This window comes from Neisseria perflava (genome assembly GCF_024170405.1).
GTDB lineage: Bacteria > Pseudomonadota > Gammaproteobacteria > Burkholderiales > Neisseriaceae > Neisseria > Neisseria perflava_B.
The window spans coordinates 1-24,984 of record NZ_JALJYC010000029.1 but is presented as its reverse complement, the minus strand read 5'-3'; the positions used below and the strand labels follow the sequence as shown (position 1 = coordinate 24,984).

19 protein-coding genes and 1 other RNA gene are annotated in these 24,984 nt (G+C 54.9%); 5 read left to right on the top strand and 15 right to left on the bottom strand.

Annotated elements, in window-relative coordinates; translation table 11 throughout:
* Positions 1-221: 221 nt before the first annotated feature.
* Positions 222-4,238 (bottom strand): phosphoribosylformylglycinamidine synthase, encoded by a 4,017-nt coding sequence (gene purL, locus J2T37_RS10045; protein WP_253355557.1) that lies wholly within the window; start codon positions 4,236-4,238, stop codon positions 222-224.
* 239 nt (positions 4,239-4,477) lie between these two features.
* Here purL and J2T37_RS10040 point away from each other — a divergent pair, with 239 nt between their 5' ends.
* Positions 4,478-4,816 (top strand): P-II family nitrogen regulator, encoded by a 339-nt coding sequence (locus J2T37_RS10040; protein ID WP_253355554.1) that lies wholly within the window; start codon positions 4,478-4,480, stop codon positions 4,814-4,816.
* Between the two features lie 419 nt (positions 4,817-5,235).
* On the opposite strand, the gene J2T37_RS10035 is transcribed toward J2T37_RS10040, so the two are convergent.
* The 3 genes from J2T37_RS10035 to J2T37_RS10025 all read right to left on the bottom strand — a co-directional run bounded on the left by J2T37_RS10035 (position 5,236) and on the right by J2T37_RS10025 (position 8,851).
* Positions 5,236-6,546, bottom strand: a complete 1,311-nt coding sequence (locus J2T37_RS10035; protein WP_253355552.1) for a sulfate adenylyltransferase subunit 1 — start codon at positions 6,544-6,546, stop codon at positions 5,236-5,238.
* 346 nt (positions 6,547-6,892) lie between these two features.
* A complete protein-coding gene (locus J2T37_RS10030; RefSeq protein WP_253355549.1) occupies positions 6,893-8,152 on the bottom strand; it encodes a glutamate-5-semialdehyde dehydrogenase in 1,260 nt (419 codons plus the stop codon).
* A 105-nt stretch (positions 8,153-8,257) separates the two neighbouring features.
* Positions 8,258-8,851 (bottom strand): opacity family porin, encoded by a 594-nt coding sequence (locus tag J2T37_RS10025; RefSeq protein ID WP_253355547.1) that lies wholly within the window; start codon positions 8,849-8,851, stop codon positions 8,258-8,260.
* Positions 8,852-8,938: 87 nt separating this feature from the next.
* Here J2T37_RS10025 and J2T37_RS10020 point away from each other — a divergent pair, with 87 nt between their 5' ends.
* Positions 8,939-9,133 (top strand): hypothetical protein, encoded by a 195-nt coding sequence (locus J2T37_RS10020; RefSeq protein WP_253355545.1) that lies wholly within the window; start codon positions 8,939-8,941, stop codon positions 9,131-9,133.
* A gap of 4 nt (positions 9,134-9,137) precedes the next feature.
* On the opposite strand, the gene waaF is transcribed toward J2T37_RS10020, so the two are convergent.
* From waaF to J2T37_RS09970, 10 genes are all read right to left on the bottom strand, one after another.
* On the bottom strand, positions 9,138-10,157 hold the full coding sequence (waaF, locus tag J2T37_RS10015) for a lipopolysaccharide heptosyltransferase II (protein WP_253355543.1): 1,020 nt from the start codon (positions 10,155-10,157) through the stop codon (positions 9,138-9,140).
* Between the two features lie 105 nt (positions 10,158-10,262).
* Positions 10,263-11,147: an urea transporter gene (locus J2T37_RS10010; RefSeq protein ID WP_253355540.1), complete on the bottom strand. Its 885-nt coding sequence runs from the start codon at positions 11,145-11,147 to the stop codon at positions 10,263-10,265.
* 23 nt (positions 11,148-11,170) lie between these two features.
* The gene (locus tag J2T37_RS10005; RefSeq protein ID WP_253355538.1) at positions 11,171-12,001 is read right to left on the bottom strand and encodes an urease accessory protein UreD; all 831 of its coding nucleotides are present in this window, start codon (positions 11,999-12,001) and stop codon (positions 11,171-11,173) included.
* A gap of 111 nt (positions 12,002-12,112) precedes the next feature.
* On the bottom strand, positions 12,113-12,748 hold the full coding sequence (gene ureG / locus J2T37_RS10000; protein WP_253355536.1) for an urease accessory protein UreG: 636 nt from the start codon (positions 12,746-12,748) through the stop codon (positions 12,113-12,115).
* Positions 12,749-12,883: 135 nt separating this feature from the next.
* A complete protein-coding gene (locus tag J2T37_RS09995) occupies positions 12,884-13,444 on the bottom strand; it encodes a HupE/UreJ family protein (RefSeq protein ID WP_253355534.1) in 561 nt (186 codons plus the stop codon).
* 84 nt (positions 13,445-13,528) lie between these two features.
* Positions 13,529-14,215, bottom strand: a complete 687-nt coding sequence (locus J2T37_RS09990) for an urease accessory protein UreF (RefSeq protein ID WP_253355532.1) — start codon at positions 14,213-14,215, stop codon at positions 13,529-13,531.
* Positions 14,205-14,765 carry an urease accessory protein UreE gene (ureE, locus tag J2T37_RS09985; RefSeq protein ID WP_253355530.1) on the bottom strand — a complete coding sequence of 187 codons (561 nt, stop codon included), beginning with the start codon at positions 14,763-14,765 and terminating at the stop codon, positions 14,205-14,207. Before ureE ends, J2T37_RS09990 begins: the two co-directional genes overlap by 11 nt.
* A gap of 61 nt (positions 14,766-14,826) precedes the next feature.
* On the bottom strand, positions 14,827-16,875 hold the full coding sequence (ureC, locus tag J2T37_RS09980; RefSeq protein WP_253355528.1) for an urease subunit alpha: 2,049 nt from the start codon (positions 16,873-16,875) through the stop codon (positions 14,827-14,829).
* 86 nt (positions 16,876-16,961) lie between these two features.
* The gene (gene ureA, locus J2T37_RS09975; RefSeq protein ID WP_253355526.1) at positions 16,962-17,264 is read right to left on the bottom strand and encodes an urease subunit gamma; all 303 of its coding nucleotides are present in this window, start codon (positions 17,262-17,264) and stop codon (positions 16,962-16,964) included.
* Positions 17,265-17,832: 568 nt separating this feature from the next.
* Positions 17,833-21,669, bottom strand: a complete 3,837-nt coding sequence (locus tag J2T37_RS09970; RefSeq protein ID WP_253355524.1) for a DUF3683 domain-containing protein — start codon at positions 21,667-21,669, stop codon at positions 17,833-17,835.
* 256 nt (positions 21,670-21,925) lie between these two features.
* Here J2T37_RS09970 and ffs point away from each other — a divergent pair.
* Positions 21,926-22,022, top strand: an RNA gene (gene ffs, locus J2T37_RS09965) — signal recognition particle sRNA small type.
* Between the two features lie 111 nt (positions 22,023-22,133).
* Here the strand turns inward: ffs and J2T37_RS09960 are convergent.
* The gene (locus J2T37_RS09960) at positions 22,134-23,054 is read right to left on the bottom strand and encodes a LysR family transcriptional regulator (protein WP_253355522.1); all 921 of its coding nucleotides are present in this window, start codon (positions 23,052-23,054) and stop codon (positions 22,134-22,136) included.
* Between the two features lie 97 nt (positions 23,055-23,151).
* Between J2T37_RS09960 and J2T37_RS09955 the strand changes: the two genes are divergently transcribed.
* Together J2T37_RS09955 and J2T37_RS09950 are read left to right on the top strand one after the other, a co-directional pair.
* Positions 23,152-24,039 (top strand): SDR family NAD(P)-dependent oxidoreductase, encoded by an 888-nt coding sequence (locus J2T37_RS09955; protein WP_253355520.1) that lies wholly within the window; start codon positions 23,152-23,154, stop codon positions 24,037-24,039.
* Complete coding sequence (locus J2T37_RS09950) at positions 24,036-24,833, top strand: SDR family NAD(P)-dependent oxidoreductase (RefSeq protein ID WP_253355518.1); 798 nt, start codon at positions 24,036-24,038, stop codon at positions 24,831-24,833. Before J2T37_RS09955 ends, J2T37_RS09950 begins: the two co-directional genes overlap by 4 nt.
* Positions 24,834-24,984 lie beyond the last annotated feature (151 nt).

Below are 24,984 nucleotides of genomic sequence, written 5' to 3'. Positions count from 1 at the left end.
GCTTGTTTTGCTTATAAGGGCTCAGTCGACTTTTTTTCATGGGATTTATTCTAAATGATTTTGAATAAATCTAGTTATCTAGTACAGCCCCTTAATTTTAGTCAGACATCATTCCATTTATTTTCGCCTGTCAAAAAAGGCCGTCTGAAAAGAGCAGATGAGAAATCAAAGATTTCCCCGGCTTTTCAGACGGCCTTATCATGGCTTAATCAAGCGGCGGTTCAGCCCAACACCTTACGCGCACCGGCAAACAGGCGTGCCCAGCCGGATTGTTCGCCCGTCCAGTCTTCAGGTTTCCAGCTCATTTGCGCGGCGCGGAACACGCGTTCGGGGTGCGGCATCATGATGGTGATGCGGCCGTCGGCGTTGGTGACACCGGCAATGCCCGAGGGCGAGCCGTTGGGGTTGAGCGGGTAGGTGTCGGCCACTTGGTTCTTGCCGTCCACATATTGCAGCGAAATGCCCAATCCAGCCGGGATTTGGCCGCCGGTGCGGGTGAAATCGGCGCGGCCTTCGCCGTGGCTGACGACCACGGGCAGGCTGCTGCCGGCCATTTCGTTCAGAATCAGTGAGGCGGATTTGGGCACATTCACCATGCTCAGGCGGGCTTCAAACTGCTCGCTCAGGTTGCGGCGGAAATTCGGCCAGTTTTCTGTGCCCGGAATGATGTCGGCCAGATTGCTCACCATTTGGCAGCCGTTGCACACGCCCAAAGTCAGTGTGTTCGGGTTGGCAAAAAACGCGCTGAATTGGTCGCGTAGGGCGGGGTGGAACAGGATGGATTTCGCCCAGCCTTCGCCCGCGCCGAGTACGTCGCCGTAGCTGAAACCGCCGCAAGCCGCCAGCATTTGGAAGGTTTCCAGCGACACGCGGCCGCTCATCAGGTCGGACATATGCACATCATAGGCATCGAAACCGGCTTGGGTAAAGGCGGCGGCCATTTCGATTTGGCCGTTGACACCTTGTTCACGCAGGATGGCGATTTTCGGTTTGACGCCGCTGTTGATAAACGGCGCGGCGATGTCTTCGTTGACATCAAAGCGCAAATCGGCAAACAGGGCGCTGCGCGCGTTGTCGGCGAGCAGGGCAAATTCGCTGTCGGCGCAGGCGGGGTTGTCGCGCAGTTTTTGAATCGCGTGGCTGGTTTCCTGCCAGGCCTGTTGCAGATTCAGACGGCTAAAGCTATAAGATTTTTCTGGCTGATTAATCCCTAAGCGATAGGAGATGCTAATTTTTTCTGATTGGTTAATTGAACCAATTATATGTACACCTTGCTTTTGTAAAAAGTCTTCATTAGTAATAGTGTATTCAGATTTCCACAGTTTGGCCTTTATTAACAAACGCTTAATTTCAGGTAAATCTGATTTTCTAATTTGTAAAACAGCGCCTAGTTCCTCATTAAATAATGCTCGAGTCACAATCTGATTTTCGACTTTGGAATTGGGTAGTGTGTAACCATTCCAGCGGTCATTAATAGAAACTTCATTCAAAGTTGTTTCAAACAAAGAACTTAAATCCACATCCAACCCCACACGGCTGGCAAACGCCATTTCCGCCAGTGTTGCAAACAGGCCGCCGTCGCCACGGTCGTGGTAGGCCAACAGTTTGTCTTCGGCGACCAGCTGCTGGATGGCGTTGTAGAAGCCTTTCAGACGGCCTGCGTCGTCCAAATCGGGCGCTTCGCCGGTTAAATTGTTGTACACCTGACCCAAAGCCGAGCCGCCCATACGCGCTTTGCCGAAGCCCAAATCAATGGCCAGCAACACGCTGTCGGCGACGTTTTTCAATTCAGGGGTCACGGTTTTGCGCACGTCTTTGACCGGCGCAAACGCGGAGATAATCAGGCTCAAAGGCGATACCACGGATTTTTGTTCCGCGCCGTCCTGCCAGACGGTTTTCATCGACAGCGAGTCTTTGCCCACCGGAATGCTCAAGTCCAATGTCTGACAGATTTGCGAAGTGGCTTCGACGGTGCGGTACAGTTTTTCGTCTTCGCCGGCGCTGCCGCAGGCGGCCATCCAGTTGGCGGATAGCTTGATGTTGCCCATGTCGCCGATATTCACGGCGGCGATGTTGGTAATCGCTTCGCCCACGCACATACGGCCGGAGGCGGGCGCGTCAAACAGCGCCACGGTCGGTTTTTCGCCCATAGACATCGCTTCGCCTTGGTGGGTGTTGAAGCCCATCATGGTGACGGCGCAGTCGGCTACGGGGGTTTGGTAGCGGCCGACCATCTGGTCGCGGTGGGTCATGCCGCCCACGCTACGGTCGCCGATGGTAATCAGGAAGTTTTTCGCAGCTACGGCCGGCAGGCGCAACACGCGGTAGGCGGCTTCTTTCAAATCGATGCCGTCTGAAACAAAGGTTTGGGTTTGGCGGGATACTGTGGTGTCGCTGCGGGTGGTTTTAGGCGGTTTGCCCAGTAACACGTTCAGCGGCAAATCCACCGGATTGTTGTGGAACAAATCGTCGCGTACCTGCAAATGGCCGTCGTCGGTGGCGGTGCCGACCACGGCAAACGGGCAGCGTTCGCGCTCGCAGATGGCGCGGAAAGTGTCCAAATCTTGTTCCAAAATCGACAATACATAGCGCTCTTGCGATTCGTTGCACCAGATTTGCAGCGGGGTCAGGCCGTGTTCTTCCAGCGGCACGTCGCGCAGCTTGAAGACCGCGCCGCGGCCGGCGTCGTTGACCAATTCGGGGAAGGCATTGGACAAGCCGCCCGCGCCCACATCGTGAATCGAGATAATCGGGTTTTGATCGCCCAGCTGCCAGCAGCGGTCGATGACTTCTTGCGCACGGCGTTCGATTTCGGGGTTGCCGCGTTGTACGGAGTTAAAGTCTAAAGAAGCGTCGTTGGTGCCGGTATCCATAGAGGAAGCCGCGCCGCCACCGAGACCAATCAGCATGCCCGGGCCGCCGAGCTGAATCAGCAACGCGCCTTCGGGAATTTCGTCTTTATGCGTCTGCTGCGCCTGAATGCTGCCCAAACCGCCGGCAATCATAATCGGCTTGTGGTAGCCGCGCACTTGGCCGTCGAATTTGTCTTCAAAGGTGCGGAAATAGCCCAAGAGATTCGGGCGGCCAAATTCGTTGTTGAACGCCGCGCCGCCGATGGGACCTTCAATCATGATGTCCAAGGGCGAAGCAATGTGGCCGGGCTTGCCGTAGGCCTGTTCCCACGGTTGTTCCAAACCCGGAATATTCAGATTGGACACGGTAAAGCCGGTCAAACCCGCTTTCGGGTGCGAACCTTTGCCGGTAGCGCCTTCGTCGCGGATTTCACCGCCCGCGCCAGTGGCCGCGCCCGCAAACGGGGCGATGGCGGTGGGATGGTTGTGCGTTTCCACTTTCATGATGATGTGGGTGTCTTCTTCGTGGAAACGGTAGCCCTGGTTTTCATCGGCCTGCGGGTAGAAACGCTCGATTTTGCCGCCTTCGATGACAGACGAGTTGTCTTTATACGCCACGACCGTACCTTGCGGGTGCGCTTCGTGGGTGTCGCGTATCATGCGGAACAGGGATTTGGGCTGTTTTTCGCCGTTTAAAATAAAATCGGCGTTGAAAATTTTGTGGCGGCAGTGTTCGCTGTTGGCTTGGGCAAACATCATCAATTCCACATCGCTCGGATTGCGGTTTAAGATTTGATAGTTTTCCACCAGATAATCGATTTCATCGGCAGACAAGGCCAAACCCAATTCGCTGTTTGCTTTCACCAGCGCGTCTTTGCCCTGCGCCAACACGTCAACAGTTGAGAAAGTTTGCGATTCATGGTGGGCAAACAGCTTGGCCGCGTCTTGGATAGACGGCAACACGCTTTCGGTCATGCGGTCGTGCAGCAAAGCCGCCCACTGTTGTTTTTGCGCAGCGGTCAATGCGCCGCGCAGCCATACCGCCATGCCGCGCTCGATACGCTCAATGTCGGCAATGCCGCAGTTTTCCGCGATATTGGTGGCTTTGGAAGCCCACGGCGAAATCGTACCCAAACGCGGGGTAATCAAAAAGAGGTGCAGGCCGTCTGAAGCGGCAGGCACGTTATCAACGCTTTGCGCATCCAACAGCGCGCGCAGTTGGCCGACGGTGGTTGCGTCCAACGCTTTTTCGCTGCTGACGAAATACCAAAATTCGCTTTCCAGCTTCACTTCGGGCAGGCCGAGGGCGGCTGCTTTTTGAAACAGTTTTTCAACACGGAAATCAGACAGGGCGGCCGCGCCGCGCAAGGGCAAAACAACAGACATGGATACGGTTCTCAAATGCGGTTGGAAACGCCCGTATTATACGCGCAATACGGTGTTTTTGCTTGACTGTTTGCGCTGGCGGGTAGGGCGGATGTCGTCCATTTTCAGACGGCCTCAAGCGCAGGATTGAATAAAAAAAGGCTTTGTGCTAATTTCGTTTTCGGATAAACGGTTTTTCAGACGGCCTAAGCATAGCGTAAGGCCGTCTGAAAAATATTTAATGAAAAAAGGAAACCGACATGAAAAAAATCGAGGCGATTATCAAGCCCTTCAAACTTGACGACGTGCGCGAGGCGCTGACCGAAATCGGCATTACCGGCATGACCGTCAGCGAAGTCAAAGGCTTTGGCCGCCAAAAAGGGCACACCGAAATCTACCGTGGTGCGGAATACGCCGTGGACTTTCTGCCGAAAGTGAAAATCGAGCTGGTGTTGGCAGACAACGATGTCGAACGCGCCATCGAAGCGATTGTCGAAACCGCCCGCTCGGGTAAAATCGGCGACGGCAAAATTTTTGTCTTGCCGGTGGAAGAAGCGATTCGGATTCGCACGGGGGAACGCAGCGAAGCGGCGGTGTGATGATTTGGTTGGAATTTGTATAAATAACGTGAGTTTGGGATAAGCGTTTTAAATATTTTTTATTATTTTTAGAACCATACGATATCTCGGCAGACAGAAAATCGCCAGATTTTCGTCATTAGCTTCGCCAGTCCGCTACGCCCCCCGCGCAGGCGGGAATCCAGAAGCCTAGCATTTCTGCAATGTTTTCAAGGTATCAGAAGCTCAAACGCCTGGATTCCCGCCTGCGCGGGGGGCGTAGCGGACTGGCGAAGCTAATGACGAATCCGCGAGGATTCTGTCTGTCAAAAGGAACATGTTTCTGAAATTTAAAAAGATATTCTATCTGCTTATCCCGAACTCACATTAAAAATAAATGAAAGGCCGTCTGAAAATATTTTCAGACGGCCTTGTTCGCATTTCAGGTTCTCAAACAACCCTTAAATCTCAAAATCCCCAGCCTGATTCCCGCCGCGAATCATACCCGCTGCAACGGTATGGTTGGTGGCTTCGTCAATCAGGATAAACGCGCCGGTGGCGGGATTTTGCTCGTAGGTGGTGGCGTTCAGTGGTTGTTGGGTTTTCAGGCTGACGTGGCCGATGTCGTTGAGCTTCAGCTCGGTGGCGGATTCCACTTGGCTGAGGGTATTCACGTCCCACACATAGGCGATTTCGCTGATTTTCACCGCTGTGGTTTGGGTGGTGTGTTTCAAGAGGTATTTGCGGCGGGTGTTGAGCGGAATGTCGTCAAACCAGCACAGCGCGGCTTGGAATTGCTGCTCGGGCGCGACGGGGCTGTCGGCGGCGACGATGGCGTTGCCGCGCGAGATGTCGATGTCGCGGTCGAGGGTGAGGGTCAACACTTCGCCTGCTTCGGCGCTGTCGGTTTTGCTGTTGGGGTTGTAGATTTCGGCAATCTTGGCACTTTGGCCGTTGGGCAGGACTTTGACTTCGTCGCCGACGTTCAGACGGCCTGCTTCGAGGCGGCCTTGGTAACCGCGAAAATCGTCGCTGCTGCTGCCGTCTTGACGCGCTACGCGCTGCACGGGGAAATGGGCACTCAGGGCAACAGCGTCGGTGCGGGAAACGGGCAGGCTCTCCAACAGCGGCAAGAGCGGCAGACCTTGATACCACGGGGTATTGGCGCTGGCGTTGACAATGTTGTCGCCTTGCAGGGCGCTGATGGGCAGGAAGTGCACGGCGGCTTTCAGGCCGATTTGCTGCGCCAGTTTTTGGTAGGCGGCGGTAATGGCCTCGTATTTGGCTTGGTCGAAACCGAGCAGGTCGAGCTTGTTCACCGCCACGATGATGTTGGGGCAGCCCAAGAGTTTCAAAATGGCGCTGTGGCGTTTGGTTTGCGGCAGCAAAACGGGTTCGTCGCCGGAGAAATCCACGCGGGTGGCGTCCACCAAGACAATGGCGGCGTCGGCAGTAGAGGCGCCGGTTACCATGTTGCGGGTGTATTGCTCGTGTCCGGGGGTATCGGCGATGATGAATTTGCGTTTCGGGGTGGCGAAATAGCGGTAGGCCACGTCGATGGTAATGCCTTGCTCGCGCTCGGCGGCCAGACCGTCGGTCAGGCTGGCAAAATCGGGCAGCTCGCCGTTGGCAGCGGCTTGGTCGAGTTTGTCGAGCTGGTCGGTCAGCAGGGTTTTGCTGTCGTAGAGCAGGCGGCCGATAAGGGTGGATTTGCCGTCGTCAACGCTGCCGGCGGTAATGAATCGTAATAATGGTGCGGAAGGGGCGGTCATGGCGTGTCCTTATTTTCTCAGATTAGGCGTTACTTTAAACAGCCTGCCGCAAAAAGGGAAAGAATGGTTGGTTTGATGTAAAGATGTTTTTGTTATATCAGAAGGTCTGTTGGCATTTCATCACGCGGCATCTTTTCGGTAAAAAAACGCGCCTACTGCGTTGCAACTGCTCGCAAGGTGTCCAACCTTGCTGCGCGTTGCGCCTTGCATCCGCGTTTTTTTACCGAAAATCTGCTTCGCGGATGAAACGCCAACAGACCCTAAAGGCCGTCTGAAAATTTCTGATTTTCAGACGGCCTTATTGATGTCAGACATCACTTTGTATTGTTGGAATCACAGGAATGGCTCAGCCGCGCACCTGCCCGTTACCCAACACCACCCATTTTTGCGAGGTCAGGCCGTGCAGACCGACCGGGCCGCGCACGTGGATTTTGTCGGTGGAAATGCCGATTTCCGCGCCGAGGCCGTATTCGAAGCCGTCGGCAAAACGGGTGGAGGCGTTGACCATCACGCTGCTGCTGTCCACGGCGCGTAAGAAAATCTGCGCGTCGGTATAGGATTCGGTAACGATGGAATCGGTGTGGTGGCTGCCGTGGGTATTGATGTGGGCGATGGCCTCGGCCAAATTGTCCACGATTTTAACCGCCAACACGGGCGCGAGGTATTCGGTGTCCCAATCTTCTTCGGTGGCCGTCTGAATATTAGGCAAAATCGCCAAAGTACGTGCGCAGCCGCGCAGTTCCACGCCTTTTTCGGCGTATTTTTCGGCCAGCAATGGCAGGATTTCGGCGGCGCGGTCGGCGTGCACCAGCAGCGTTTCCATGGTGTTGCACGTGCCGTAGCGCGAGGTTTTGGCGTTGAAGGCGATGTTAACCGCTTTTTCGGAGTCGGCGGCGCGGTCGATATACACATGGCAAATGCCGTCAAGATGTTTGATGACTGGCACGCGCGCTTCGGCGGAAATGCGCGCCACCAGCGATTTGCCGCCGCGCGGGATAATCACATCAATAAATTCGGGGCTTTGCAGCATGGCGCCGACGCTTTCGCGGTCGGTGTTTTCAATCAGGCGCACGGCATCGGCGGGCAGGCTGTTTTCAATCAAAGCCTGCGTAATCAGTTTGGCAATCGCCATATTGCTGTGAAACGCTTCGCTGCCGCCGCGTAAAATGCAGGCGTTGCCCGATTTGAGGCACAAGGCCGCTGCGTCAACGGTTACGTTCGGGCGCGATTCGTAAATAATGCCGATCACGCCCAGCGGCACGCGCATTTTGCCGATTTGCAAACCGTTGGGGCGCAGGCGGAATTCATCCATCTCGCCCACCGGGTCGGGCAATGCGGCGATTTGACGCAAGCCTTCACACATGCCGTCCATCGTTTTTTCGGTCAGTTTCAAACGGTCGAGCAGGGCGCTGTCTAAGCCTTTGGCGGCGGCGTTTTCCATATCTTGCGCATTGGCGGCAAGAATGGTGGCTTGATGGTGCTTAATCAGCTCGGCCATGCGCAGGAGCGCGGCGTTTTTCTGCGCGGTGGTGGCGGTGCTCAAGGTATAAAAGGCTTGCTTGGCGGCAGCGGCGGTATGGCGGACGTATTCTTGAATCGCGGACATGGTTTCGGCCTGAAAATAATGAAAAAGATTTAGCGATAATAAGGCCGTCTGAAACGGAATTCAAGCATAAAGGCCGTCTGAAAATATTTCAGACGGCCTTGCTGTTTAGAATTTGTATTTCAGCCCCACCGTGGCGCTGTACTGGCTGGCTTGGGTATTGTCGGTATTGAGCTTGCCCAGATAGTTGTAGGACACGCCCGCATCGACGGCGAATTTTTCTTTGAAGGTGTATTGCGCACCGGCGGTTACGCCTGCGCCGAGGCGGATGCGTTCTTCGTAAGTTTGGTAGCTTTCCGAACCGGGTTCGCTGCCGTTGTCGAGGCGCAGGCGGTTGAGGCCGAGGCGGGCGCCGGCGTAGGGGGTAACGGCGCTGCTGTTGCGAAAATCGTAGATGGCGGAAAAGCCGATGGATTGGACGCTCAGGTTGGCTTCTTCGCCGCCGGCGGAGGTGTCGCCGCGATCCAAATTATTGAACACGGTGTAGTCGGCGGTATAGCGGGTATTGGCGCCGTTGCCGATGTTGATACTGGCGTTGGGTAATTCGTTGCCGCTGCCGGTGGTGTTGCCGTTGCTGTTTTCCGTTTCGACGGTGGGCACGGTGGGGCGGAGCGTCTCGATGGATTCTGCCGCTGCATGGTTGCCTGATAGCGCCAACAACCCGATTGTTATCCATGTTTTCATCGTTTCGTCCTCCATCATGCGGATTCTGTGGATTATCATAACACTGTGATAATCAAATGAAAACTGTTAGGGGCTGTTGGCATTTCATCATGCGGCATCTTTTCGGTGAAAAAACGCGCCTGCTGCGTTGCAACTGCTCGCAAGGTGTCCAACCTTGCTGCGCCTTGCGCCTTGCAATCGCGCCTTTTAGCTTCGCTGAAACTGCGTTTTCCCTCGAAAATCTGCTTCGCGGATGAAGTGCCAACAGCCCCTAGGCCGTCTGAAAGGAAATTCGATTCAGACGGCCTGACGGTTTTATAACAGGCTATTGGTTTTGCGCCAATTCGCAGGCGGCGTCATCTACCATTTGCGGCGTGAGCTTGTTGAGACAGTCGGTGTGCCCCAGCGGGCATTCGCGTTTGAAACAGGGCGAACATTCCAAATGCAGGCTGACAATTTTGGCTTTTGGGGACAAGGGCGGCGTGTGGTCTGGGCTGGACGAGCCGTACACCGCCACCAGTTTGCGGTCGAGCGCGGCGGCCAGGTGCATGAGGCCGCTGTCGTTGCAGACCACCGTTTCGGCGCAGGCGAGTAGGTCAATCGCTTCGGACAAGCTGGTTTGTCCGCACAAATTGCGGCACTGATTGCCTGTTTGCGCATTGATTTCTTCGGCGGTGGCAAAATCTTTTTGCGAACCGAAGAGCCAAATCTGCCAGCCTTGCGCCAGATAGCGGCGGCCGAGTTCGGCAAAATGGCGTGTTGGCCAGCGCTTGGCCGGGCCGAATTCGGCGCCGGGGCAGAAGGCCAAGACCGGTTGGGCGGTATTGAGGCCGTGTTTGGCTAAGGCCGCCTGCTGGCTGGCGGGGTCGATTTTGAATAAGGGATTGTCAGAATGGCCGTTGAAAGCCGCTTGCGTGGGGTAGGCTAATGCGGTGTAACGATCCACCATCAGCGGCAGCGCGGCTTTATCCAGCTTGCGGATGTCGTTGAGCAAAATATAACGCGATTCGCCGACATAGCCGGTGCGCTGCTTAATGCCGGTGGCAAAGGCGATGACGGCGGATTTGAGCGAACCGGGCAATACGATGACTTGGTCGTAACCGCGCTTGCCCAATTCGCGCCCGACGCGCCAACGCTTTTTCAAATCCAAAGCGCCGTGGCCGAAAGGATTTTCAAAGATTTCGTTGATTTCGGGCATGCGCTCGAATACGGCCATCGACCATTTTGGCGCGAAGACGTTGATGGTGCAGCCGGGGTTTAATTCGTGCAAACGGCGGTAAAGCGGCTGGGTCATGACGCAGTCGCCAATCCAGCTGGGGGAAATAATCAGAATTTTTTTGGACATGGGAAAATGTGGGGTAGGTGGTTCGGCTGTTATTTTAATACAGAATAAAGGCCGTCTGAATATTATGCGGTGTTTTCAGACGGCCTTAGGTATAAAAAAGACGAATCAGGCTCGGGGAGAAGCTAAGGCGGTGCGTTCAAGGTATTTTTTGGCAAACAACACCAGCCAGCTGGCGGCGATAAAGCCGAAGGTGTAGGCCGACAGGCCGGTTTGCGCGACGGCGTATTGGATGATGACGGCCAAGGCAATGCCGAGCACGACGTAAATCAAATCCAATAGGCGGTTGCCGACAAAGGCGCAGGCGACTAAGACGGCGGAAAAACCGTATAAGCCGTTGGCCAGGCTGTTGCCGTTGATGTTAAACAGCCAGGCGGCCAATGCCGTGCCGAAAGTGGCGGCAGCCGTTCCCCACATGGCGGCATGGGGAGAGCTGATGGCGATGCCGGTAAATAAAAACAAGCCGGTCAGCAGCGATGAGCCGAAGTTGACTTCCGCCCAAGCGTAGAGCGGCTCGATGGCGGCGTTTATCGGGTCGGTATAGTCGGCCAGCGGCGGCGTGGTTTGCGCTAAACCAAACAGGCCGAAATGCGCCACGCCCCAGCAGAATGCCCAGCTGGTTAAGACAAACGGGAAGGTGTAGGCGGGGCGGCCGGCTTTCATAAAGACGCGCATAATCAAGGTGGCGACAACGGCGGCAACAGCGCCTAATAGCCATACTGTCAGACGCGAAGGGTCGTCTTCGCCAAAGGTGAACAGGGCGCACATCATGGCAAGGCTGGCATTGAAGCCGTAAAGCCCCTGCTGGATTTGCTCTTCAGGGAATTTCAAGCCCTGCGCGGTAAGTGTGCCAATCAGCGAACCGAGCAGGCAGGCAACGCCCAGCGCCCAGTGACTGAAAAACATGCCGATGGTAATCAGCAGGCCGGAAAAATAGTTTTCCTGCAAGAAGATTTGGCCGATACCGGTCAGGGTGGTTTGAATCAGTTTCATGATAAGAATAAAAACGCCAGAAATTAACGGAAAAAGACGGCGGTTTGCGGTGTAATCTGGCCGCTGTGGAGCTGGCCGACGGCCGCTTGCAGCAGCTGTTGCAAATCTTGGGCATTGTTGGCCAAAGCGCGCAAACACAATACTTGCTCATTGGCTTGGGTAACGCCCCATAAAATGTTTGAATCGGCAAAAGATTCCGACAGCGCCGCATACACATCATCAACTTGCGCACGGATTTCAGACGGCATTTTGCCGCTGTCGGCGTAGAACAGATTGAGCTGGTGGGTGTAGCCTTCCATTTGGCCGATAACATTGAGCGGATAGTGCGCCAGTTGCCATTGGATGTTGTCGGTAATCCATTCGCGCCCGTGGTGGCGGATATTCAAATGCGACGACAGGCGGGCGAAGGCGAATTTTTCATCGCGCAATACCCGTCCGGCGGCGATGATTTCGCCGTAGAGCAGGTTGCAGTGGTCGCCCAAATCAATATCGGTGGTTTGGATGAGCGTACTGCCTTCGTGCAACACCAAAGGGTGCGGCAGGAAACACAAACGGCTGTGCGGCTGCATACGGATATGCGTGCGCTGCTCGGCTTTATCGCCCTCGCGCATACTCAAGACGCGGGTAAAGGCTTGGGTAAACAGCGACAATGCGCCGTGTTCGCACACCTCGATTTCGGTTTCGATAATATCCCCCGCCAGCAAACCGGGTGAGGCGGACATCTGCACCGCACGCAACATGCCGTCGGCTTGTGTGGGCAGCGGCAGCAGCTTTAAGGGCGGCGTGACAAAACAGTTTTTCAGCGTGGTCTTGCCTTGTCGGATTTGGGTATCGAGGGTGAGTTTGGCGTGCATAGGCGGGTCAGGGAAAGGGTGGGCAGATTTCAGACGGCCTTGAGGCCGTCTGAAAAAACATGGTTTTAAAAAATGCGTAGGGTGGAATCCACCCTACATGCCGTCTGAAAATCAACGTACCAAACCGGCCGGTTCTTCGACATTTTCCAACAACGCGTATTTTTTAATCCAGCCGATTACATCGGCCAAATGCTCGTCGGTGCGCAGGTTGGTGAAGACAAACGGCTGGCCGCCGCGCATACGGCGCGCGTCGCGTTCCATCACTTCCAAACTGGCGCCGACAAACGGGGCGAGGTCGGTTTTGTTAATCACCAGCAAATCGGAACGGGTAATGCCCGGGCCGCCTTTGCGCGGGATTTTTTCGCCTTGCGCCACGTCAATCACGAAAATAGTGACATCGGCCAAATCCGGGCTGAATGTGGCGGAAAGGTTGTCGCCGCCGGATTCGATAAATACGATTTGCACGTCGGGGAAACGCGCCACCATTTCGTCCACCGCTTCCAAGTTCATGGAAGCGTCTTCGCGGATGGCGGTGTGCGGGCAGCCGCCGGTTTCCACGCCCATAATGCGTTCGGCGGGCAACAGGCTGTTTTTGGTCAGAAACTCCGCGTCTTCGCGGGTGTAGATGTCATTGGTAATGACGGCAATGCTGTATTCGCTGGCCATTTGGCGGGTCAGGCGTTCAATCAGGGCGGTTTTGCCCGCACCCACCGGGCCGGCCACGCCGATTTTGATGTAGTTGCGCATGGGAGACTTTCTGTTTTCAGTTGTTATCGTGAGGGAAAAAAGCGCGTGAGGCCGTCTGAAAAGCGAAATTAACAGCCGTTAACAAGGCGATAACCTTGCCGACAGACAGGCTTTTTCAGCCGTCCTGCGTGCATATCAGGCAAACAGCAGACCCAAGCCAACCGCGCCGATGGCAGTACCGGCAATGCGGTTGAACCATACGTTTTTGCTCAGGGCAGTACCGGCAAATAAACCGGCAGCCAGCAGGACAACGGTGCTGACCAGGAAGCCGCCGGCGTAAGCCAAGGCAGAAGAGCCGTGCATTTCCACGCCGTGCGCCACGCCGTGGAACAGAGCGAACACGCCCACCAGCGCAGCGGCTGCGGCAACCGGAATGCGTTTGGCCCAAGCAGCAGCCAAACCAATCACCAAAACAGAGGCGGCAATGCCTTGTTCCATCATCGGAATTTCACCGCCGTTGGCACCAAAGGCAAAACCGACGGCCATCATTGCCACGAAACCGGCAGGCAGCGCCCAACGCGCTTTGCCGCCGAGCGAAGCTGCCCACAAGCCCACGCCCAACATCGCCAAAATATGGTCAATGCCGCTGACGGGGTGTACCAAGCCGCTCATCAGGCCGGTATCGGCATGGCCGGGGTGCGCCATGGCAGCGGCGGAAACGGTGGTTAAAGCAATCAGAGTCAGAAATTTTTTCATGATAAAAGTCCTAGTGGTAAAAGGGAAAAATTCAATTAAATCAAACCGGTTTTCAGACGGCCAGGCCGTCTGAAACGGATACGGTCAACTCATATACAGCCGCGAATACAAGCGCTCATGCTGCATGGCGCGGATGTCGCTGGCAATGCTGGCGGCGCCGAGCATGTCTTGGTCGGGGTGCAGACTGGATTCCACCGCTGCGGTAATCGGTTCACGCAGGGAAAACAGAATATCCTGCCCGTCCATCTGGCTGAGCGGAATCAGCTTCACGCCGTTGGTAATCGCGCCGACGGCGGCATTGTAGTAAAACGCCGTCAGGGTTTCTTCTTTGGGCAAGCCTTCCAACGCGGCAATCATGCCGAACACCAAGGGATAAAAACCGTAAGCTTGCTTTTGCGTGATGGCCGTCTGAAAATCCTGCAACAGCGGGTTTTCATCGTAGCGGGCAAAAATTTTCAGCAGGCGCACGCCCAATTTGGTGGCGGCTTCGCGCACTTCGCGCGGTGCTTTGTTGGCGGCGATTTTTTCATCCAACTTCAGCAGCGCGGCGCTGTCGCCGTCGGTTGCGGCGGTGTAAGCCAGCGACACATAAGCACCATCGTTGTGCGCCCAGCTTTGCGCCAGTTGCACGCTGACATATTCTTGCAAATCGGCTTTACTGTTGACAATGCGTTGTTGTACAAAGGTTTCCAAACCGCCGGAGTGGTTAAAACCGCCGATGGGCAGGGTGGGATCGACCAAATGCAGCAGCGAGGTAAGTTTAGTGCTCATGATGATGCCCGTGGCTGTGGGAATGGCCGTGGTCATGGTCATGCGAATGGCTGTGGCCGTGCGCGTGGTCATGGTCGTGCGAATGCGAATGACCGCCGCCGACGCCTTGCGCAGAGTTGGCGCGCAGGGCATGGCTCAAGCGGCGCTGCTCTTTTTTCGGCGCGAAACCGGCGGCTTCCAGCCAGAGGAACATCGGTTGGTCATAGGTTAGCAGCAATTCGTTGCCGTCGAGAAACAGCGGCGAATGTTTGTTGCCGATTTCGTAGCAGGCACGCGCCATATCAGGCAGGGTTTGCGGCGCCAAAACGATGGTGTCGCTGGGCTTGATGACCACGCTAATCGCCAATTTGTCGTCGGCATAGACCAAATCGCCGTGTTCCAAACGCTGGCCTTCTTTGAGCAGGCGGAACGCCATATCGCGCCCGCCGACGGTGGTTTTGCGCAAAATGCGGCGGTCGGCTTCGTACCATTCCAATTCCACGCTGTCGCGCTCGGCAGAGGCGGCAATAGCGGTATCGGCAGGCAGAATATCTTGGATAATTAAGTTCATATCAATATTTTTTTGAATTTTTCAGACGGCCTTCTTGCTTGAAAGGCCGTCTGAAAGCAGGTTAAAACAGGAAATAACGCTGCGCCAAAGGCAGGTTTTTCGCCGGTTCGCAGGTGATCAGTTCGCCATCGACGCGCACTTCGTAACGCTCGGGGTCAACGCTGATTTCGGGCGTGCCGTTGTTGTGAATCAGGTCTTTTTTGCCGATGGTGCGGCAGCCTTTGACCGGCAGGGTTGCTTTTTCCAAACCATATTCGCTGCGGATGTCAGCATCCACGGCGGCTTGCGACACAAACAACACGGCGGTATGCGCCACGGCTTTGCCGTCTGCGCCGAACATCGGGCGGTAAATCACCGGCTGCGGGGTCGGAATGCTGGCGTTCGGGTCGCCCATGCGCGCGTAGCTGATGAAGCCGTTTTTGATGATGATTTCCGGTTTGACACCGAAGAAGGCCGGTTTCCACAACACCAAATCCGCCATTTTGCCGATTTCCACCGAACCGACGTATTGGTCTATGCCGTGGGCGATGGCGGGGTTGATGGTGTATTTGGCGATGTAGCGTTTGATACGGAAGTTGTCGCTGCCGTCTGAATCTTCCGGCAGGGCGCCGCGCTGCTGTTTCATTTTGTCAGCGGTTTGCCAGGTGCGCAGAATCACTTCGGCAGGACGCCCCATCGCTTGCGAGTCGGAACTCATAATCGAGAACACGCCCATGTCGTGCAAAATATCTTCGGCGGCGATGGTTTCCGGACGGATACGGCTGTCGGCAAAGGCCACGTCTTCCGGCACGCGTTTGTCGAGGTGGTGGCAGACCATCAGCATATCCAAATGCTCGTCGATGGTGTTGACGGTGTAAGGACGGGTCGGGTTGGTCGAAGCGGGCAATACGTTCGGGTACATCGCCGCTTTGATGATGTCCGGCGCATGGCCGCCGCCCGCACCTTCGGTGTGGAAGGTGTGAATCACGCGGCCATTGATGGCTTTCATGGTGTCTTCCAAGAAACCGCCTTCGTTGAGCGTGTCGGTGTGGATGGCGACTTGGATGTCCATTTCATCGGCTACGCCCAGCGCCGCGTCAATCACGGCAGGGGTGGCACCCCAGTCTTCATGGATTTTCAAACCCAATGCGCCGGCGCGGATTTGCTCGCGCAGCGGCTCTTTGGAAGCGCAGTTGCCTTTGCCGAAAAAGCCCAGGTTTACCGGATAAGCGTCGGCGGCTTGCAGCATACGGCGCATGTTCCACGCGCCCGGGGTGACGGTGGTGGCGTTGGTGCCGTCGGCCGGGCCGGTGCCGCCGCCAATCATGGTGGTAATACCACTTTCAATCGAATGGGTAATTTGTTGCGGGCAGATATTGTGAATGTGGGTGTCGATACCGCCGGCGGTGACGATGAGGTGGGCGCCGTTATGCACTTCGGTTGACGCGCCGATAATCATATTGGGCGTTACGCCATCCATGGTGTCGGGATTACCGGCTTGGCCGATACCGACGATTTTGCCTTCGCGGATACCGATGTCGGCCTTGATAATGCCGCTGTGGTCGATAATCAATACATTGGTGATGACAAAATCCAATACATTTTCATTGTCGCGTGATTCAGTGGCCGATTGCGCCATGCCGTCGCGCACCGATTTGCCGCCGCCGAATTTGCATTCGTCGCCGTGGGTCAGCAAATCTTTTTCCACGGTGGCAAACAGGCCAGTATCGCCCAAGCGCACTTTGTCGCCGACGGTCGGGCCGTAAGTGGCGGCATATTGCGCACGCGGAATCACCAAGGCGGGTTTGCCGGTATCGTTGGCAACGGCCACTTTGCCATTGGTGTCATTGTGAAAGCCGTGTAAAACCTGATTGCCGCCGAAAGAGACCAGCTCAACGGTTTTGCTCTCGCCCGGCTCGAAGCGCACGGCATTGCCGCTGGGCACGTTTAAGTGAAAACCTTTGGCTGCCTCGCGGTCAAACTGCAGCGCGGCATTGGTTTCAAAAAAATGGTAATGCGAGCCGACTTGAATCGGGCGATCGCCCAAGTTGGCTACGGTCAGGGTACGGGTTTGGCGGCCGAGATTGGCGGCCACATCGCCTTCGGCGGTAATATATTCTCCGGGAGTCATGATGTTCTTTCCATTTGTCGCAACGGTGTCTGCTGTATGACAGAGGCCGTCTGAAAATTATTCGGGCTAATCGGCGTAAGCGCGGTTTAGCGGACAGGCTGGTGTACGGTCACGAGCTTGGTACCGTCGGGGAAGGTGGCCTCGATTTGCACTTCATGCACCATCTCGGCCACGCCTTCCATCACATCATCTACCGTCAGCAGCGTAGCGCCGTATTGCATTAATTCGGCCACGCTCATGCCGTCGCGGGCGGCTTCCAGCAGATGGCTGGAGATATAGGCGACGGTTTCAGGGTAATTTAATTTCAAGCCGCGTGCGCGCCGTTTGGCCGCCAATTCGCCGGCCAAAAACAACATCAGCTTCTCTTGTTCTCGAGCACTCAAATGCATGGCAATGTCCTTTTGTGGGAAATCCGGCAATCGTTCGTTTGTCGGAAACAGTAATATATAAACAAAATATCGGTGTCGTTGGTACAGTACGGTCGGTACAAGCGGCCGTACTGAGGACGGATTAATTGGGATTGTCCGCCATTTCAAAAAATATTGTCAACAATTCTATTTTTGGCTTAGGCGTATTTTACGTTATGCAATCAATATAAATGTATTTAATACTTTGATAAGTAATCACAAAATAAAATAATATATGTGGATGGTAAGATGAAGTTTTACAAAATTTGTAATCGTTGACAGTGGTGCGGTAAAAGAAAGGCAGTTGTATTTTTTTGACAGATTTTTGGTGAGATTTTGTAAGAAAAGTAGTAGGAATCAATGTGTTCGAGTCTTTTATAGACGGCATATTGTTTAAATGAAAATAATCAATCAAATTAGCATGTTTGATTGATTTATTTGTGTATCATCAAGCTAAGGCAGCCGGCAGCCGATAAAAAAGGCCGTCTGAAACCGGGCATATTCCCCGATTTTCAGACGGCCTTTACGTGTTTTATCCACTGCCGGATGGTTACAGCCTTACCTGTTCCACCCCGCCTTGATTGGCTTTTTGTACAAATTCGTCCAACCAGTTTTTACCCAAGATATGCTTGGCCATTTCGATGACAATGTAGTCGGCGGGCATGTCGTTATCGTCGGCGTAGCGGCTGAGGCCTTGCAAGCAGGCGGGGCAGGAGGTGAGCATTTTGACTTTGTCGCCCGGGGCGGGGGCGAGTTCGGCCAGATTTTTTTCAATCTCTTCCTGCTTGCGGAATTTCACCTGCGTGGCGATGTCGGGGCGTTTGACGGCAAACATGCCGCTTTCGCCGCAGCAGCGGTCGCTCAAGACGACTTTCTGCCCCATCAGCTCGCTCGCCATTTGGGTGGCGTTCATGGTTTTAATCGGGCTGTGGCAAGGGTCGTGATACAGGTATTGCTGGCCTTGCACGCCTTCGAGTTTCACGCCTTTTTCCAGTAAAAATTCGTGGATGTCGATAATGCGGCAGCCGGGGAAGATTTCTTCAAAGCGGTATTTTTCCAACTGGTCGTAGCAGGTGCCGCAACTGACGACGACGGTTTTGATGTCGAGGTAGTTGAGCGTGTTGGCCATGCGGTGGAAGGAGACGCGGTTGTCGGTGGTCATTTGTTCGGCTTTGGCTTTGTTGCCGCCTGCGTCTTGCGGGTAGCCGCAGCACATATAGCCCGGCGGTAAGACGGTTTGCACGCCGACGTGCCACAACATCGCCTGCGTTGCCAGACCGATTTGGCTGAAAAGCCGCTCCGAGCCACAACCGGGGAAGTAGAACACGGCTTCGCTGTCTTCGGCGGTTTGCGGGTTGCGGATAATCGGAATGGTTTTGTTGTCTTCAATTCCTAACATGGCGCGCGGGGTTTTGGCGGGTACGCTTTTGGGCAGCGGGCGGTTGATGAAATGAATCACCTGCTCTTTGACCGGCGCGGCGCCGACGGTGGCTTTGGGCTTGGCTTTCTGCTTTTTCACGGTCGGCAGCAGCTTGCCGATTTTGTAGGCGAAATTTTGCGCCGGAAAACCGGTTTTAATCATCGCGCCGCGTAAGAGTTTGATGGCTTTCGGGTTGGTGGTGTTGAGGAAGGCCATGCCCATATCGGCGGCGGGGATAAAGCGTTTGTGGCCGGAATCGGTCAGGTAATTGCGCACGGCCACGGTTACGTCGCCGAAGTCGATGTTGACAGGGCAGGGCTTGACGCAGCGGTGGCACACGGTGCAGTGGTCGCTCAGGTCGGTGAGTTCTTCAAAGTGTTTTACCGATACGCCGCGACGGGTTTGCTCTTCGTATAAAAACGCTTCGGTCAACAGGCCGACGCCGAGGATTTTGTTGCGCGGGCTGTATAAGAGGTTGGCGCGCGGCACATGAGTGGAGCAGACGGGTTTGCACTTACCACAGCGCAGGCAGTCTTTTACCGAATCGGCGATGGTGCCCAGCGCGGATTTTTCCATAATCAACAATTCCACGCCCAAAAGTTCAAACGATGGTGTGTAGGCGTTGCGCAGGTCGCTGCCTTTCATCAGCTTGTGGCGGTTGAAGCGGTGGTCGGGGTCGATACGGTCTTTATAGTCCCAGAAGGGCTGCATGTCTTCGTCGCTCAAAAATTCAAGCTTGGTAATGCCGATACCGTGTTCGCCGGAAATCACGCCGTCCAAGCTGCGGGCGAGGCGCATAATGCGGTCAACGGCGCGGTAGGCCGTCTGAAGCATGTCGGCGTCGTCGGAATTGACCGGCAGGTTGGTGTGCACGTTGCCGTCGCCCGCGTGCATGTGCAGCGCGACAAACACGCGCCCGCGCACCACGCGGCTGTGGATTTTTTGCAGGTTTTCAATGATTTTGCTATCGGCCTTACCGCTGAAAATCTCGCGTAGGGGGTTCACAACATCGCTTTTTACCGACACGCGCAGACGGAAATCGCGAAAAGCGATAAAGCAGCTTTCATTGTCTTGCGCCGCTTCATCGGCATGCACCGCTTTGCCGTAACGCGCTTTGTAGTCGGCCAGCGGCGCGTCCATATTTTCCAGCAACCATTCCCAACGCTCTTTGACGGCGGCAACATGCGCGAGCGCGTGTTTGCCGCGATCGCCCAACAGCTCGCTGCTGGGCAGATCTGTGCCCATATTATCGACCGGCAGACGGCCTTGCAGGTAATCGAGCAGGGCGCGGCACAGCGCCAGTTTGTTTTGAATGGATAATTCGATGTTGATGCGCTCGATGCCGTCTGAATATTCGCCCAAACGCTCCAGCGGGATTACCACGTCTTCATTGATTTTAAAGGCGTTGGTGTGTTTGGCGATGGCGGCGGTGCGGCTGCGGTCGAGCCAGAAAGTTTTGCGCGCTTCGGGGCTGACGGCGATGAAACCTTCGCCGTCGCGTTTGCGCGTCATTTCCACGATATGCGCGGCCACTTCCTCTACTGCCGCTTCGTCATCAGACACTACGTCTGCCAACAAAACCATTTTCGGGCGGCCGCATCCCGCCGCTTTGGTGGCGTAGCCCACGGCGCGGACGTAGCGCCAATCCAAATGCTCCAAACCGGCCAGTTTCACCGATTCATGACCCAGCAGGTAATCGCGGATTTCCACGATAGACGGCGTGGCGTTGGCGACCGTGCCGAAAAATTCCATACACACCGTGCGCGTGTGCGCGGGCATGCGGTGCAACACAAAGGCCACGCTGGTAATAATGCCGTCGGTGCCTTCTTTCTGCACCCCCGGCAGGCCGCTCAAGAATTTGTCGGTCACGTCTTTGCCCAAGCCGACTTTGCGGAATTTGTGGCCGGGAATTTCCAAACGCTCGGTTTTCACGATTTTGAGGCCGTCTGAAGACAGGGTATGAATGTCGAAAACAGCGGTTTCTTCGTCGTGAATCTTGCCGAAATTATGCCGCACGCGCTCAATGCGCAGCCATTCGCCCTGCGGGTTGACCATCTGCCAGTAGGCCAGATTATCGAGTGCCGTGCCCCACAACACCGCTTTTTTACCGCCCGCGTTCATCGCCACATTGCCGCCTACGCAGGAAGCGTCGGCAGAAGTGGGATCGACGGCAAACACCAAACCGGCCTTGTGCGCAGTTTCTTCCACGCGCCGCGTGACCACGCCCGCGCCGCAATGGATAACAGGATGTTTGCCTTCCAAGCCGGGCAGGGCGATGTATTGCACGCCGTTGTGAATATCCAATTTTTCGGTATTGATGACCGCACTGTTTGCGTCCAGCGGAATCGCGCCGCCGGTATAGCCCGTGCCGCCGCCGCGCGGGATGATGACCAAATCCAATTCGATTAAGGCTTTTACCAGCGGCGCGACTTCGGCTTCGCTGTCGGGATTGATGACCACAAACGGATATTCCACGCGCCAGTCGGTCGCGTCGGTTACGTGCACCACGCGGGCGAGGCCGTCAAACATAATATTGTGCGGCTTGGTAATCTTGCTCAAACGCTCCAAAACCTGCTTGCGCTTGCGGCGCGTGGCTTCAAAGCTGTCGTCAAAACGCTGCACCGCCGCCTGTGCCGCTTCCACCAGTAAATCCACTTGCGCGTTTTCATCACGGCGCTTTTGGATTTCGCTCAAACGGTGGCGTATTTCGCCCACCAGCGCCTCGCGGCGGTGCGGATGGTCGAGTAAATCGTCCACCAGATAGGGATTGCGCTCCACCACCCACATATCGCCCAATACTTCAAACAGCATACGCGCCGAACGGCCGGTTTTGCGCTGGCCGCGCAAGTCGTTCAAAATCTGCCAAGCCGATTCCCCCAGCAGGCGGACGACGATTTCGCGGTCGGTATAGGAAGTATAGTTGTAGGGAATTTCGCGGATACGCTGTGGGGCGGTGGTTGAGGTCATGGCTGGTGTTCCGTAGAAAATATTATTTTTTGCTTTTTTGCCGTCTGAAAACAGCAGGCAGGGATGTGTGAAAGTTTGCTACTTTAATCCAGTTTGCCTTGTTTTACAATGGAAAAGCAGACGTTTTCTTAGTCTTTTTCGTTCTAAGAATGAGACTGAAAGCGATTTATATTGTTGACAATTTCTACTATCTGCGCAGAAAGCGGCTGCGGGGCTTGGTATTTGCCGCAAAAGCCGTTATAATGCGCTTCTCAACGGCGGGTCTCCCCGCATGGTTATTCGGAACAACGGGTCAGGGGCGGAAGCCAGCAGCCCACTCTGATGCGCCAGTGCCGGGGGTTTGGCTCGCCACCCTATTTAAAAACACCGACTGATTTTTGTCAGTCGGTGTTTTTTTATGTAGGCCGTCTGAAAATCATTTTGCATTTTCAGACGGCCTTTGCTTTCGGCTTTCAATTATTTGTTTATAAAAGTATTTCTTGCTGGAAAAAACGGGTTTGCAAAATTTCGGCCAGCAGGTCGAAAACCCGTTTAATCCGCGCGGGGGTAACGGTTTGTTGCGGGCGGTAGAGGTAAACCGGCCATTGGATTTTCGGCAAATCGGGCAGCAGCTCTACCAATTCGCCCCGTTGCAGATAGGGGCGGCAGGCCCATTCGAGTAACTGTACTGCGGCCACGCCGGAAAGTGCGGCTTGCAGATTGCTGTGGATGTCGGATGAAATGAAACCGGTTTTGTAGGGGGAAAACTGCACGTTGTTTTGAAAACGCCACGGCCAAAAGCGGCCGGTATTGCCGTTCATCATTTCCGAAAGCGGAAAGCGGCGCTGCAAATCGCTAACATCGGCGGGCAAACCATAGCGGCGCACATACTCAGGCGAGGCCACGATTTTTTCATGGGTTTGTCCCAGCCGACGGGCAATCAAATTGCTGTCTTCCATCACGCCGACACGCAGGCCAATGTCGATTTTTTCTGTCACCACATTCAAGCGCGCGTTATCCAGACGCCAGTCTAAAACAATCTCGGGATAAGGGCGTAAAGCCTGCATTAATTCTGCCAGTAACACTGTATCGCAGGCGATTTCGGGGATGGTAATGCGCACCGTACCGGCCATTTCTGCGCCGTTTAATTTCGATGATGACGCAAACAACTGTTCGCTTTCGTCCAGCAGGGCTTTGGCACGCGCAAAAAAGCGGCTGCCGAAGTCGGTCAGTTGCACTTGACGGGTACTGCGTATAAACAAGGGTTCGCCCAAATCATCTTCCAACTCGCTGATGACGCGGCTGACCACCGACGGCGACACGGCCAAGCGGTGGGCGGTCTCTTTGAATTGCAAAGTGTCTGCGGCGGAGCAGAAGATTTTCAGGGCTTCAAAACGGTTAAGCATAATTCTGATTTTTAAAATTATAAATTGCAAAATTATAGATAGACGTGCAATTATAACGCGCCTAAGATGGAATGCAAGTCATCGCAAGGAGCGGAAAATGAAACGGAATACGGATTTATTACAGGCTGGACGAGTGGCCGTGATTACCGGTGCGGCAAAAGGAATCGGCGCGGCATTGGCCGAACATTTTGCCCGTTTGGGGCTGAGATTGTGCTTGCTGGATAATGACGGCGCGGCCTTGGCGCAGTTGGCGGAGCGCTTGGATACTGAAGTCTGCTGCATAACCGGAGATGTTTGCGATACAGCAGCCTTGACCCGTTTGCGGGATACGGCGTTTGACCGCTTTGGAGAAACCGCAATTTTGGTGAATAACGCCGGTATCAGCGCAGGTGCCGATCCGTGGCACGATATGGTGGCATGGCGGCGGCAGATGGAGGTTAATTTCTTTTCGATTGTGCAGACGCAGATTTTGTTTGTCGAACCCATGCTGGCGCAGGCCGGACGAAGTGCCATTATCAATTTAGGTTCAAAAGAAGGCATTACCACGCCGCCGGGGAATGCGGCCTATTCTGTGGCGAAAGCAGGCGTGAAAGTGTTGACCGAACAGCTGGCGCATGAGTTGCTTATGGCGGCGGGTGATAAAATCACGGCACATTTGTTTGTGCCCGGCTACACCTGGACGCCGATGAATTTCCCTCATCAGGATTTGAGCAATCTGGCGGACAAGCCGGACGAACCGTGGACGGCGGCGCAATTAATTGATTATTTTATACCGCGTTTCGAGCAGGGCGATTTTTATATTCTTTGTCCGGACAATGCGGTAAATGCTGAATTGGACGCGCTGCGCCTGCAATGGGCGGCGGATGACTTGATTTTGAACCGTCCGGCCTTATCGCGCTGGCATCCGGATTATCGGGAGGCTTTTGCCGCTTATGTTTCAGACGGCCTCGCCAAAAACAATCATGTAACAGGAGCAGCAAAATGAATAAATGGGCTTTAGTAACCGGCGGTTCGGCCGGTATCGGTTTGGAAATTGCCAAACTGTTGGCGCAAGACGGTTATGATTTGCTGATTACCGGCGCCAGTGAACGGGTGTTTTCCGCTGCGTCTGCCTTAGCAAATCCGGCCATCGAAGTGACGCCCTTGCAGGCAGATCTGTCCACAGCGGCGGGCAATGACGCGGTATTGGCAGCAGCAGAAAAATACGGTGCACCGCCGGAAATCGCGGTGATTAATGCCGGTATTTGCGTGGGCGGCGCTTTTATCGATCATACTTTGGCCGAACATTTGCAAGTGATGGATTTGAACATGGGTTCCCCCGTCCGCCTAACTTATGGGCTGTTGCCCGATATGATTCGTGCCGGAGGCGGTAAGTTTTTGTTTGTCAGCTCTTTGTCTGCGACAACGCCGACGCCTTACGAAAGCGTATATGGGCCGACCAAAGCGTTTTTAAGCTCGTTTGCCAACGGTATTCGCGAAGAGTTGAAAGGCACAGGCATTCAAATTACGATTTTGCACCCGGGCGCAACCGCAACGGAATTTCACGCCCGTGCCAGTATGCAGACCACGGCTTTCGGGGATAACAGCTGGAAAAACGATCCCGTATTGGTGGCCAAACAAGGCTATGACGCATTAAAAGCGGGCGTGAGCAGCGTGGTGGGCGGCGATGAGATAACGCAACAGGCTTGGTTCACCAACAAAACCTTGTCGGAAGAAGAAAAAGCCCGTATCCATGCCGAACGCGCCATGCCCAATTCCCCTTTAAAACGGGGCGTGTAGCGTTTCGCCGCATACTTGGAATCCGCCGCAAAAGGCCCTTACATTCGCATTTCAAGTGCAACATCGGAAATTAACGGTTTAAATATCCCCAAGAACAAACTGCCCGGTGTTTCATAGCCGAGCGTTTTTCTTGGACGGTGGTTCAGTTGTT

Excerpts from the sequence above, each read along its gene's own strand:
- purL (WP_253355557.1), bottom strand. The coding sequence starts at position 4,238 with ATGTCTGTTGTTTTGCCCTTGCGCGGCGCGGCCGCCCTGTCTGATTTC.
- J2T37_RS10040 (WP_253355554.1), top strand. The coding sequence starts at position 4,478 with ATGAAAAAAATCGAGGCGATTATCAAGCCCTTCAAACTTGACGACGTG.
- J2T37_RS10035 (WP_253355552.1), bottom strand. The coding sequence starts at position 6,546 with ATGACCGCCCCTTCCGCACCATTATTACGATTCATTACCGCCGGCAGC.
- J2T37_RS10030 (WP_253355549.1), bottom strand. The coding sequence starts at position 8,152 with ATGTCCGCGATTCAAGAATACGTCCGCCATACCGCCGCTGCCGCCAAG.
- J2T37_RS10025 (WP_253355547.1), bottom strand. The coding sequence starts at position 8,851 with ATGATGGAGGACGAAACGATGAAAACATGGATAACAATCGGGTTGTTG.
- waaF (WP_253355543.1), bottom strand. The coding sequence starts at position 10,157 with ATGTCCAAAAAAATTCTGATTATTTCCCCCAGCTGGATTGGCGACTGC.
- J2T37_RS10010 (WP_253355540.1), bottom strand. The coding sequence starts at position 11,147 with ATGAAACTGATTCAAACCACCCTGACCGGTATCGGCCAAATCTTCTTG.
- J2T37_RS10005 (WP_253355538.1), bottom strand. The coding sequence starts at position 12,001 with ATGCACGCCAAACTCACCCTCGATACCCAAATCCGACAAGGCAAGACC.
- ureG (WP_253355536.1), bottom strand. The coding sequence starts at position 12,748 with ATGCGCAACTACATCAAAATCGGCGTGGCCGGCCCGGTGGGTGCGGGC.
- J2T37_RS09995 (WP_253355534.1), bottom strand. The coding sequence starts at position 13,444 with ATGAAAAAATTTCTGACTCTGATTGCTTTAACCACCGTTTCCGCCGCT.
- J2T37_RS09990 (WP_253355532.1), bottom strand. The coding sequence starts at position 14,215 with ATGAGCACTAAACTTACCTCGCTGCTGCATTTGGTCGATCCCACCCTG.
- ureE (WP_253355530.1), bottom strand. The coding sequence starts at position 14,765 with ATGAACTTAATTATCCAAGATATTCTGCCTGCCGATACCGCTATTGCC.
- ureC (WP_253355528.1), bottom strand. The coding sequence starts at position 16,875 with ATGACTCCCGGAGAATATATTACCGCCGAAGGCGATGTGGCCGCCAAT.
- ureA (WP_253355526.1), bottom strand. The coding sequence starts at position 17,264 with ATGCATTTGAGTGCTCGAGAACAAGAGAAGCTGATGTTGTTTTTGGCC.
- J2T37_RS09970 (WP_253355524.1), bottom strand. The coding sequence starts at position 21,669 with ATGACCTCAACCACCGCCCCACAGCGTATCCGCGAAATTCCCTACAAC.
- J2T37_RS09960 (WP_253355522.1), bottom strand. The coding sequence starts at position 23,054 with ATGCTTAACCGTTTTGAAGCCCTGAAAATCTTCTGCTCCGCCGCAGAC.
- J2T37_RS09955 (WP_253355520.1), top strand. The coding sequence starts at position 23,152 with ATGAAACGGAATACGGATTTATTACAGGCTGGACGAGTGGCCGTGATT.
- J2T37_RS09950 (WP_253355518.1), top strand. The coding sequence starts at position 24,036 with ATGAATAAATGGGCTTTAGTAACCGGCGGTTCGGCCGGTATCGGTTTG.